This is a genomic window from Ensifer sp. WSM1721 (assembly GCF_000513895.2).
GTDB lineage: Bacteria > Pseudomonadota > Alphaproteobacteria > Rhizobiales > Rhizobiaceae > Sinorhizobium.
The window spans coordinates 1,004,334-1,016,061 of sequence record NZ_CP165783.1 but is presented as its reverse complement, the minus strand read 5'-3'; the positions used below and the strand labels follow the sequence as shown (position 1 = coordinate 1,016,061).

The window sequence follows — 11,728 nt, the reverse complement described above, 5'->3', positions numbered from 1 at the left end:
ATAATCGACACATGAACCTGCGACCGGATCCATTCTCTGGCATTTCCGCCTTTCTTGCGGTAGCAGAGGCAGGCGGCTTCACCGCGGCAGCAGCGCGGCTGGATGTCTCGCCGGCCGCCGTGAGCCAGGCGGTGAAGGCCCTCGAAGAGAGGCTCGGCACGCCTTTGTTCATCCGTACGACACGGCGCGTCGGGCTGAGCGAGGCGGGCGCGGCCCTGCTGGCGCGCGTCAATCCCGCTGCGGCCGAGATCATCGCCGCGGTCGAGCAGGCGGCCGCAACGGACGAGCCCTCAGGATTGCTGCGCCTTACCGTGCCGCGGATGGCGGTGCCGCTTGTTATCGAACCGGTCATCCCCGCGCTGAGACGCGCTCATCCGCGGATCGCGATCGAGATCGCGGTTGAGGATGCGACGGTCGATTTGCCCGGGCGCGGCTTCGATGCCGGCATCCGCATCGGTGAGTATATCGAGCGCGACATGGTCGCGGTGCGTCTTACGCGGGACATCGCCTGGTCGGTGGTGGCGAGCCCGGCTTATCTCGCCGCGCGCGGGAGGCCGGAGACACCACAGGAGCTGACGGCTCATGAGGCGATCCGCTACCGCTTTCCGCGCTCGGGCGCACTCTACCGGTGGGAGTTCGAGCGGGACGGCCGCGACTTCTCCGTCGATCCGCCGGGCAGCTTGATCGTAAACGACGGTGCGCTGCTCGTCTCCTGGGCGCGCGCCGGCCTCGGCCTTGCCTATGTCGCCGACATCGCGGTCGAGGCGGAATTACGTGACGGCCAGCTTGTTCGAGTTCTCGAACCCTTCCTGCCGACGACCCCCGGCCTCTTTCTTTACTTCCCGCAACGTGCGCAGACCCAGCCGAAGTTGCGCGCCTTCATCGACCTGGCAAGACAGGTGTTGCGGCCAGGACGTTGAGGTGTACCGCGGCACGTGCGTTCATTTGCGATGTTCTGCGGCCGACACGGCATCACGGACGGGGTTCTGCGCAGGGCAAGATGCTCATTGCATCGGCGGAACAGGATGTTCTATACGCGGCCCAGCCGGCGGAAGCGGGCGTAGTGATAGGAGACGGAGAACAGGGATGAAGCCGCAAGCCATTACGCCAGCCCCCCGGGATGCCGCCGCCCGCAAGGCGGTCGCGCCGGTAATCTGCTATCCGGTCGAGACCCTGCCTCGCCCCGATCTCGCCGCCTATCGCGCCGTGCGGGACGATCTCGAACTCGTCGATCGCGTCACGGTTCCTGCGCGCGATGCGGCCTGCTGGTCGGTTCCCGCCGGACACTTCTGCCGCATCCTCTGCAGCGAAGGTCCACAGGTGGGCGATCTTAACTTGTTCAACGCGCATGACTTCAGGGAGCGTCTGTACACCGGCAAGACGCGCGCGCTGAACGGCACCCATGTCGGGCTCGGCGATCAGCTTTTCTCGAATATGCCCTATCTGCGCCCGATCGCCACGATCACGCATGATACGCTCGACTGGTACGGTTTCGACGAATTCGGCGGCTCGGTGCACGATGTCATCGGTACGCGCTGCGACCCCTATACGCACAACCTGCTGAGTCACGGTGGCCAGTACCATTACTGCTGCCACTCCAACCTCACCCGTGCCTTTGCAAAGCACACCGGCAAGACGCTTGCCGAGGCTGAGCCCTATATCCATGACGTGCTGAATGTCTTCATGTGCACCGGCTTCACCCGCGACACCGGGCAGTATTTCATGAAGGCGAGTCCCGTCCGCCCCGGCGACTATCTGGAGTTCTTCGCCGAGATCGACCTCTTTGGGTGCATGTCGGCGTGCCCCGGCGGCGACTGCTCGTCGGAGCACTCCTCGGATGCGGCGTCCTGCTACCCGCTCGAGGTCGAAGTCTACCGACCCGTTCGTCAGCCCCAAGGCTGGGCCTCGCCCGCGCTCAACGGCTACGACCGTACGCACGGTCTGTAGTAGCTATACCGGTTTCGGCCTGGACGAGATTGAGAATGACGCCCTCGTCGGCGCTAGAGCCGCTCTGGAGCACTTCGCCGCGACAGGGCCGAGCCGGTCCACGAGTACAGGAGATCACTTCGCCGTGAGGCTCGGGCTCCGGCTTGAAACGAGAACAAGCCGCTCCAATTCCCTCGAAAAATTCAGCTTGTATTCGGAGGGCGCCGATGGACGTCTTTTCCCCTAAAGCCGGATTTCTCGCGCTCGCCTCGGTCGCGGCGGTCGCCTCTAGTGTGGCCCTCGGTCCGGCGCGCGCCGAGCTGCTCGCCCGCGTTCCGGCGGCGCGCGAAATGGCGGTCTGCGGCGACATCTTGTTCGTTGGAACCAAAGGATCCTCGGTCTATGCCGTGCCGCTGGCGGGCGGGCGCGCCCGCCGGGTTGCATCCGGATTTTCCGCTCCCAATGGAGTCGCATGCTCCCGCGGTCGTTTGTTCGTCGCGTCGAGGGACAGAATAACGGCATTCGACATCGGGCCCCAGGGTGCTCTGAGCGGCAGGCGCGATATTCGCCGAGATTTGCCGAGTTCGGGAGGCCATAGTCTCCGCTATATCGCCGTCGGCCCCGATTCCCGGCTCTATGTGTCGCTGGGGTCGCCTTGCAACATTTGCTTGCCGCGCGGGCTGCAAGGCACGATCGTCAGCTTGAACCAGAACGGGTCCGGTCTTCGACGGGTCGCCTGGGGCGTGCGCAATTCGGTCGGCTTCGACTGGCGCGGCGGCACCATGTTCTTTACCGACAACGGTGCCGACCGAATGGGCGACGATATCCCGCCCGACGAGCTGAACGCGCTTCGGCCGGGCGGCTTTTACGGCTTTCCCTATTTCGGAGGCCGAATCCCGCTCAAAGGGTTCGAGGACGCGTCGCCGCCCGCGCGGCAGATTCCGCCTGTCTTCAACTTTCAGGCGCATGTCGCAGCGCTCGGAATCCATTTCTTCCGCAGCCTCGGCGGCGACGCTCTGGTCGCCGAGCACGGCAGTTGGGACAGATCTGTTCCGGTCGGCTATCAGGTCGTGCGGGTGCGCTTCCAGGGCGGCCGCCCGGTCTCGGCGACGATTTTCCTCAGAAACGTCGGCCGGCCGGTGGACGTCAAGGAGGCCCCGGACGGTTCCATCCTCGTATCCGACGACGCTGGCGGCGCGATTCACGTCTTCAGGCGGTGACGCAACGGTGACCTCGTTGTTGTGTGTTGACTCGAGTGCGATAGAGAGTATTCTGCCCTTAATTGGTATGACCACTTGGCCACTTGGCCGCAGAAGCTCTATCGGGGAGCGTGATGTTTTCTGCCGTGGAATCGCGCCGCCTCTATCGTCAGGTGGCGGACCAGATGAGAGGGCTGATCGAACGGGGCGAACTGGCGCCCGGTTCCCGGCTTCCATCCGAGCGGGAACTCGCGCAGAAGCTCGGCGTTTCCCGTCCCACCATCCGCGAAGCGCTGATCGTGCTCGAGGTCGAGGGTTTCATCGATATCCGCATGGGGTCCGGCATCTATGTCGCGACGCGCAAGGTTCGGGCGCCCGATACGCCGCCGGAGGATTTCGAAGGTCCGTTCGAATTGCTGCGGGCGCGGGCGGTGGTCGAGTGCGCCATTGCCGAAGAGGCGGCTCGGCTGGCGCGTCCCGAGCATATCGCCGTTCTCGACGATAATCTCTCGCGCATGGCGGCGGCACTCGAGGATCGCCGCCTGGCGCTCGCGCTCGACCGCGAGTTCCACGTCATTGTCGCGAGCATCATCGCTAATCAGACGCTGAACCGTTTCGTCGGCAGCATCCACGACATGCGCATGACGCCTTATTTCGAGAAGCTCGCGAGCTATTTCGAAAACACCGAAACCTGGCGCGCCGCGATGGAGGAGCATCGCGTGATCCGCGACGCGATCGCCTCGGGCGATCCTGCAGCCGCACGCGCCGCTATGCGCGCGCATCTTGATCAGTCTCAGCTTCGCCTGTCGGCAAGCTTCGAGGAGGAGTCGTCCGACGGCACGATACCCGCCGCGTGGAGGCGCGTCGGGGGGAATTAACATGAAAGAGGAATGCGGGCGCAAAACCGCGCAGATTTTCCACATCTCGCTTTGAAAAATCACTTCGCTTTTGGGAGGAGAAAGAAGATGAAGTTCAAACTGTTGACGCTGCTGGGTGCCACTGCGACCGTCCTGGCTTCGGCGCTTGCAGCCGAGGCTCAGACGGCGCTCAAATGGGCGCATGTCTACGAGACCTCGGAGCCGTTCCATACCGAGTCCGTCTGGGCCGCCGAAGAAATCGGCAAGCGCACCGAGGGGCGTTACAAGATCGATGTCTTCCCGGCCTCGCAGCTCGGCAAGGAGGCCGACATCAACCAGGGCCTGAAGCTCGGCACGGTCGATATCATCATTTCCGGCTCGAGCTTCGCTGCGCGGGAATATGCACCGATCGGCGTGACCTATTTCCCCTACACGTTCCGCGACCCGGCCCATCTGATCGCCTATACCAAGAGCGATGTCTTCAAGCGACTGGCCGAGGGGTACGAGGCGGCTTCGGGCAACCACATCACCGCCGTCACCTACTACGGCACGCGCCACACCACATCGAACCGGCCGATCGCAAAATGTGCCGACATGCAGGGGCTGAAGATGCGCGTCCCGGACGTCCCGGCCTACCTCGCCATGCCGCGGGCCTGCGGCGCCAATACGACGCCGATCGCCTTCGCGGAGGTCTATCTCGCTCTCCAGAACGGCACGGTCGAGGCGCAGGAAAATCCGCTGACGACGATCGAGGCGAAGAAGTTCTTCGAGGTGCAGAAGCACATCGTCTTGACCGGGCATATCGTCGATCACCTGAACACGGTGGTGTCGAAGAATCTCTGGTCGCAGCTCTCCGATGCGGACAAGCAGATTTTCACCGAAGTGATGCAGCAGGCGGCGGAGCGTGCCACCAAGATCATCGAAGAGCGTGAGAAGAAGCTCGTCGAGACCTTCAAGGAGCGCGGCATCCAAGTGACGGAGGTCGACAAGGCGGACTTCCAGTCAAACGTGATGGAGAAGGTGTCGCTCGAAGACTTCGGCTACAAGAAGGAAGACTGGGAGGCAATCCGCGCCGTCAAGTGAAATCATAGATGCCGGCGGTACGTAGAGCCGCCGGCATTTTTTCCACCTTCGCCGGATGAACGCCATGTCACAGGAAGTCCATTTGCAGACGACGCCGGAGGAAATCGCCCATTCCTTCGACGAGGCCCCGCCAGCCGCGGATATTTCGAACTATGCCTTCGAGGATTGGGTGACGCTCGCCATCTTCTGGGTGATGACAGGATGCGTATTCCTGCAATTCTTTACCCGCTACGTGCTCAACGACTCCTATGCCTGGACGGAGGAGATCGCCACCAATTGCCTGATCGGCCTAGTGTTCCTCGGTTCCGTCATGTGCGTCCGGGTTTCGCGGCACATCCAGGTCGACGTGCTCTATCATTATCTCCCGAGGCCTGCGGCACGCGGTATGGCGATCTTTGTCGACCTCGTGCGCATCGGCTTCTTCGCCTATGCCTGCTGGCTGATGTGGCGCTATGTGGCGATCGTTGCGCATGAGCGCATGGTGACGGTCGATCTGCCGCGCAGCATCGTTTTCTACAGCGTGATGGCAGGCTTCGTACTGATGCTGGTCCGCTCCATTCAGGTCTTCATCGCCAATCAACGCCGCGGCTATTCGGTTCTCGAAAAGCCGGAGGAATTCCAGAAGGTCGAGGGCTGATTCATGCTGTTGCTCGTCGGATCGTTTCTTCTCCTCATGCTGGTAGGGGTTCCTGTCGCCGTCTCCATGGCCGTGGCCTCGGTCCTCTATCTGGTCTTCTTTAATGTCGCCCCCGATATCATCGCAGCACAGCGGATGATTGCCGGTGTGGAGAGTTTTCCGCTGCTTGCGGTGCCGTTCTTCATTCTCGCCGGCAATCTGATGAACTCCGCCGGTGTCACCGGCCGCATCTATGCCTTCGCGGTCGCGCTCGTCGGCTGGATGAAAGGGGGGCTCGCGCAGGTCAACATCATCGGTTCGGTGATCTTTTCCGGCATGTCGGGCACCGCGCTCGCTGACGCCGCCGGCATCGGCACGATCGAGATCAAGGCGATGAAGGATCATGGCTATCCGGTCGAGGCCGCCGTCGGCGTCACGGCCGCATCGGCGACGCTCGGACCGATCTTTCCGCCATCGCTGCCCTTCGTCATCTACGGCATGATGGCGAATGTCTCGATCGGCGCCCTGTTCATGGCCGGCATCGTTCCGGGCGTGGTGATGACGGTGCTGATGATGCTGACGGTCGCGATCTTCGCCTACAAGCGCGGCTGGGGCTCCGACACGCCATTCGAGATGAAGCGGATTTTGTCGGCCTCGCTCGAGGTCGTCGTCGTGCTTGCCGTGCCGATCTTCATCTATCTCCTGATGTCGGCGGGCCTGTCGATGAATGTCGCTGTCGGCATCGCCCTCGTGGTGCTGCTCGCCCTCGACTGGTACTTCGACTTTTCCGCGGTCATGGCGCTGATGACCCCGGTGATCCTGATCGGCGGCATGACCATGGGCTGGTTCACGCCGACGGAAGCCGCCGTCGCCGCGGTCCTGTGGTCGCTGTTTCTGGGGCTGGTGCGCTATCGCACGATGACGATGGCGACGCTGACGCGGGCGACCTTCGACACGATCGAGACGACCGCCTCGGTGCTCTTCATCGTGACCGCCGCATCGATCTTCGCCTGGCTTTTGACGGTCAGCCAGGCCGCCCAGATGCTTTCAGGCGCGATCCTGACGATCACCGAAAACAAGTGGGTCTTTCTGATCCTGGTGAACCTCCTGATGCTCTTCGTCGGCTGCTTTCTCGACACGATCGCCGCGATCACCATCCTGGTGCCGATCCTCCTGCCATTGTCGGCCCAGTTCGGCATCGACCCGGTTCACTTCGGCCTGATCATGACGCTCAACCTGATGATCGGTCTTTTGCATCCGCCGCTCGGCATGGTGCTCTTCGTGCTGTCGCGCGTCGCGAAGCTCTCGGTCGAACGGACGACCATGGCGATCCTGCCTTGGCTCCTGCCGCTCTTCATCGCACTCATCCTCATCACCTTCGTTCCCGCGATCACCCTGTGGCTGCCGGGCGCGGTAGGGCTGATCCGCTGATGGCACCGGCAACCATGCGCACGCGTCTCGCCCGACTCTATGGTCAACGCGATCTCAGGCTGGAAGCTCAGGACGTTGCGGAGCCCGGCGAAGGCGAGGTTCTCTTGAAGATGGCGGCCGCCGGCATCTGCGGCTCCGATCTTCACTACTACCAGGATGGCGGCTTCGGCCCCATCCGCGTGCGTGAGCCGATCATCCCGGGCCACGAGGCCTCGGGACATGTCGTCGCGCTCGGAGCCGGTGTCTCCGGCATTGCCGTCGGCGAGCTGGTCGCGGTCAATCCGAGCCAACCCTGCGGCAACTGCCGCTTCTGCGGCGAAGGGCTTCCCATTCACTGCCTGAACATGCAGTTCATGGGCAGCGCCATGCGCGTTCCTCACACGCAAGGCATGTTCCGCGACTGGCTCGTCGTGCCGGCGGGCCAGTGCTTCCCGGCGGGCACGTCGGTCAGCGCCGGGGAAGCGGCCTGCGCCGAACCGCTGGCAGTCTCGCTCCATGCCGTCGCACGGGCAGGCGATCTCAAGGGCAGACAGGTGCTTGTCACCGGCGCCGGGCCGATCGGCGCTCTCGTCGTCGCCGCCGCCCGCCATGCCGGGGCCAAGACGATCGTGGTGTCCGATCTCGCCGATGCGGCGCTCGACCGGGCGCTGACAATGGGCGCGACGCGCGTCGTGAACATTCGCCGCGATCCTGCGGGTCTGAGCGAATACGAGGCCGAAAAGGGCCGGTTCGATGTCGCCTTCGAGTGCTCGGCGGCAGCGCCTGCATTGCGCAATGCGATCGCGGCGGTCAAGCCGCGCGGTCTGATCGTGCAGGTTGGGGTAACGGGCGACATCACCCTTCCGCTCAATGCGCTTGTCGGCAAGGAATTGCGCCTCGTCGGCTCGCAGCGCTTCGACAGCGAGTTCGCGCTTGCGGTCGAGCTCATCGCCAACCGCCGGATCGACGTCCGGCCGATCATTTCCCATGCGTTTCCGGTCGATCAGGCAGTCACCGCCTTCGAGCAGGCCGGCGACCGCTCGGTTGCCTGCAAGGTGCAACTGACGTTTCTGCCTTAAAGGAGTTTGAGTTACATGCGACATACATGGCGGTGGTTCGGACCGGTGGACCGGGTGAGCGTCCAGGATGCGGCGCAGGCCGGCGCGCAGGGTATCGTCAGCGCGCTCCATCACATCGCGACCGGGGCTGTCTGGCCCGTCGCGGAGATCGAAAAGCGGCAGCGAGAGGTCCGCGAGGGCGGCCTCGAATGGGAGGTGGTGGAAAGCGTTCCCGTATCCGAAAGCATCAAGACACAGACAGGCCGCTGGCGCGAGCACCTCGCCAATTGGCAGGAGACACTGCGCCGCCTGTCCTCTGCCGGCATCCGCACCGTCTGCTACAATTTCATGCCGGTCCTCGACTGGACGCGCACCGACCTGCGCTGGACCGCCCGCCACGGCGCGAAAGCCATGCGCTTCGACCGCATCGACTTCGCGGCTTTCGATCTCCATCTGCTTGAGCGGCCGGGCGCGCTTGACGACTATGACGAAGCGACGCGTGAACAGGCGGCGCGACGCTTTGGCGAGATGACGGAGGAGCGGCGGCTCGCGCTTTCCCGCAACATCGGCGCCGGACTTCCGGGCTCGGCCGACGGCTACAGCCTGCCGCAGCTCCGCGAGCATCTACAGACCTATTCAGGCATCGGACGCGAAAAGCTCCAGCGCCACCTCGTCGATTTCCTCGCCGAGGTGACGCCGGTCGCCGAACGGGCCGGCGTCAACATCTGCGCCCATCCGGACGATCCGCCATGGGCGCTGCTCGGCCTGCCGCGCATTCTCTCGACGGCGGAAGACTATGCCTTCATGCTCAGCGAGGTCGATAGCCCCGCGAACGGCGTCACCTTCTGCACCGGCTCGCTCGGCGCCCTGGCGGCAAATGATCTGCCGGCCATGGTCCGCCAATTCGCCCCACGCATCCACTTCGTCCATCTCCGCAATGTCCGCCGCGAGGAGGAGCGGACGCCTTGCTCCTTCTATGAGGACGAGCATCTGGAGGGGGGTACCGACATGGTGGCGGTGATCGCCGGGCTGCTCAAAGAGGAGCAGCGGCGCCGCGCCGAGGGCCGTGCGGACCACCAGATTCCGATGCGCCCGGATCACGGCCAGGAGATCCTCGACGATCTGACCCGCGGCGCACAGCCAGGCTATCCGGCGATCGGCCGCCTGAAGGGCCTGGCGGAACTGCGCGGCATCGAAAGAGCATTGTCTCACCCGATCTATGGGCGGGTTTGAGCGGACGTTCGTGAGGGCAGGAGGGCATTGCCGGACCTTCCACCCGTTCGGTGTCGATCACTGAATGTTCGGCGATGAAGCGGATCGCCATCGCATGCGGAAAGAGCGCGAGCACGCCCGTGCCGTCCCGCGGGTTGAGATAAACGGATCGCCCAGCCCTCGGTGCGACGAGCAGTCCCGAGAATCCCCGAGCCATCCCTCCGATTCAAGCCGGTCCCGGTTGCATAGCTTCAGGAAACAGGGACAGGTCTGTTCCTCACAGCTTCGATGACCCATGATCGGCCAAATTTCCGTGCAACGGTGTGGAAGGTTCTGCTCCTCGGAACCCGAAATCGCATGTTTCCTTAAACCGTAGCCGATTTAAGGATAAGAACATGCAGCAATTCAAAGTGCTACAGCGACTTTGCGCGTCTGATAAGACGCCCGGCGCTGTAGGGCCGGGCACCGTTTGACGCGAGGAGGTTGAGACATGTCACCGGATCGTTCTCGCTCGTTCGACACTCTCGCCCCGCCGCCACAGCCGGGCGCCTTTCCGGCTGTTGCCGAGGACGGTTTGCGCCGTCGCCTAAGGCGCAATCGCACTTTGGCGACGTCGCTCCTCGTCGCCATGGGAGCGGTCTTCCTCGGTACCCACTTCGTTGCCGATCCCGGTTTCGGCGTGAGGCTGCTGCGTGCCACTGCCGAGGCGGGCATTGTCGGCGGGCTTGCCGACTGGTTCGCCGTCACCGCGCTCTTCCGCCACCCGCTCGGCCTGCCCATACCGCACACGGCGATCATACCGAGCAGCCAGGAACGCATCGGTCAAACGCTCGGGCGCTTCTTGGAGCGGCATTTTCTCACCGAGGAGGTGCTCCTGCGGAAGCTGCGGAGCGCCAATGTGGCTGGGCGTTTCGCAACCTGGCTCGCGGCTCCGGCGACGGCGCCAGTCCTCGCGGAGGCTGTCGCTTCGGCACTGCCGCATGTCATCCGAACCCTCGACAACAAGGACCTGCAGGAATTTGCCCGCCGGAGCCTCGGCGAGCAGGTGCGGCAGGCCGATATAGCGCCCGTGATAGGCCGCGCCATCCGTATAATGACGGCGAGCGGCGAGACGGATGTCCTGTTCGAGCGAGCCCTTGGCGTTGCCTCCGAATGGCTGGAGGAAAACCGCGAGCAGATCTTCCAGCTGGTTCGGGAACGTAGCCGCTGGTGGATTCCCCGGACCATTGACCGCAAGATCGCCGAGGCGATCGTCACCGGGGTGGCCGATCTCCTGAACAAGCTGCGCGAGCCCGATAGCGAAGTTCGGTTGAAATTCCGTGAGGCTCTCGCTCGGCTGATCGACGAACTGATAAATTCGCCGGAGCAGCGCGCGCAGATCAACGCTTTCAAGAACCGCATCCTCGAGCACCCGGAGGCCCAGGCGTGGGTGGCAGTGGTGTGGCGCAAGACCTCACGGGCAATGCTGGAAGACCTGTCGCAGCCGGACTCGAAAGCACGCACGGCGGTGGAGAAGCTCTGTCTTCTGGTCGGCAGGGCACTGGCGACCGACGAAGCGATGTTGAAGCACATCGACACGTTCGTGGAGAAGCTTGCCGTCTATTTGGTCTCGTGGCGCCACGAGATCGGTGCGTTTGTAGCGGAGGTGGTCCGAAGCTGGGACAGTCACACGCTCGTGGATCGCCTGGAACTCGTGGTCGGTAGCGACCTTCAGTACATCCGCATGAACGGCACGGTGGTCGGCGCCTTCGCGGGCTGTCTCATCTTCCTGGTTTCCCAGCTTTTCGGTTGACTGCGGTCAACTGGAGCCAACGGGCAGACGCGCCAGCGCGCACGCTTGCGGCCCCAGTCGCCCGCGGATCGATTATCGATCATCTCAGGCCATCGCTCTTGCCGAGAGGTCGCAGCGGGGCGTTGCAAGCAGGGCTGCATTCTTGGTGCAGCTGTTTGTGACGGTCTGATGACAAACTTGCGACAAGATTTTCATTCATCTTGGCAGGTCTAGCAGAATGCTCCCAGACCTCCCCCGAAAGGAGCGTGACATGGCGCTGCCCTTCGTCACTGGCTTGGTAATCGGCGTCGCTGCAGGTCTACTTGCGCCAAAAGTCGCTCCCATCCTGAGGCCGTACGCCAAATCGGCGATCAAAGCCGGTGTCATAGCTTACGATCAGGCAAGGATTGCAGTGGCCGAACTCAACGAGAGCACGGAAGACACCCTTTCCGAGGTCAGAGCAGAGATAGAAGAAGAGCGCAAAGCGGCTGGCGGGCAACGCTTGGCGCAGGTTGGTTCCTGATCGGCGCAAGGCGAAGATCCCGATGAGGGGTCCGGTCGTGCTGACGACGGGACGGCAAAAAACAAGGAGGCAA

General features: G+C 63.4%; 11 protein-coding genes. All 11 read left to right on the top strand.

Annotated features, from left to right (window positions below; all coding sequences use genetic code 11):
* Positions 1-11 precede the first annotated feature (11 nt).
* Positions 12-920: a LysR family transcriptional regulator gene (locus M728_RS22275; RefSeq protein WP_034883719.1), complete on the top strand. Its 909-nt coding sequence runs from the start codon at positions 12-14 to the stop codon at positions 918-920.
* 166 nt (positions 921-1,086) lie between these two features.
* On the top strand, positions 1,087-1,947 hold the full coding sequence (locus tag M728_RS22270; RefSeq protein WP_026621072.1) for a DUF1989 domain-containing protein: 861 nt from the start codon (positions 1,087-1,089) through the stop codon (positions 1,945-1,947).
* A gap of 206 nt (positions 1,948-2,153) precedes the next feature.
* A complete protein-coding gene (locus tag M728_RS22265) occupies positions 2,154-3,146 on the top strand; it encodes a sorbosone dehydrogenase family protein (RefSeq protein ID WP_026621073.1) in 993 nt (330 codons plus the stop codon).
* Positions 3,147-3,259: 113 nt separating this feature from the next.
* Positions 3,260-4,003: a FadR/GntR family transcriptional regulator gene (locus M728_RS22260; protein ID WP_026621074.1), complete on the top strand. Its 744-nt coding sequence runs from the start codon at positions 3,260-3,262 to the stop codon at positions 4,001-4,003.
* A gap of 87 nt (positions 4,004-4,090) precedes the next feature.
* Entirely contained in the window at positions 4,091-5,065 is a 975-nt protein-coding gene (locus M728_RS22255) for a sialic acid TRAP transporter substrate-binding protein SiaP (protein ID WP_026621075.1), read from the top strand.
* 64 nt (positions 5,066-5,129) lie between these two features.
* Positions 5,130-5,702: a TRAP transporter small permease gene (locus M728_RS22250; protein ID WP_026621076.1), complete on the top strand. Its 573-nt coding sequence runs from the start codon at positions 5,130-5,132 to the stop codon at positions 5,700-5,702.
* Positions 5,703-5,705: 3 nt separating this feature from the next.
* The gene (locus M728_RS22245) at positions 5,706-7,112 is read left to right on the top strand and encodes a TRAP transporter large permease (protein WP_026621077.1); all 1,407 of its coding nucleotides are present in this window, start codon (positions 5,706-5,708) and stop codon (positions 7,110-7,112) included.
* A complete protein-coding gene (locus tag M728_RS22240) occupies positions 7,112-8,170 on the top strand; it encodes an L-idonate 5-dehydrogenase (RefSeq protein WP_026621078.1) in 1,059 nt (352 codons plus the stop codon). The genes M728_RS22245 and M728_RS22240 overlap by 1 nt, the downstream gene beginning before the upstream one ends.
* Positions 8,171-8,185: 15 nt before the next feature.
* Positions 8,186-9,382 (top strand): mannonate dehydratase, encoded by a 1,197-nt coding sequence (uxuA, locus tag M728_RS22235; protein WP_026621079.1) that lies wholly within the window; start codon positions 8,186-8,188, stop codon positions 9,380-9,382.
* Between the two features lie 469 nt (positions 9,383-9,851).
* The gene (locus M728_RS22230; protein WP_026621080.1) at positions 9,852-11,153 is read left to right on the top strand and encodes a DUF445 domain-containing protein; all 1,302 of its coding nucleotides are present in this window, start codon (positions 9,852-9,854) and stop codon (positions 11,151-11,153) included.
* Positions 11,154-11,403: 250 nt separating this feature from the next.
* Complete coding sequence (locus M728_RS22225) at positions 11,404-11,655, top strand: DUF5132 domain-containing protein (protein ID WP_084044524.1); 252 nt, start codon at positions 11,404-11,406, stop codon at positions 11,653-11,655.
* The last annotated feature ends 73 nt before the right edge of the window (positions 11,656-11,728 follow it).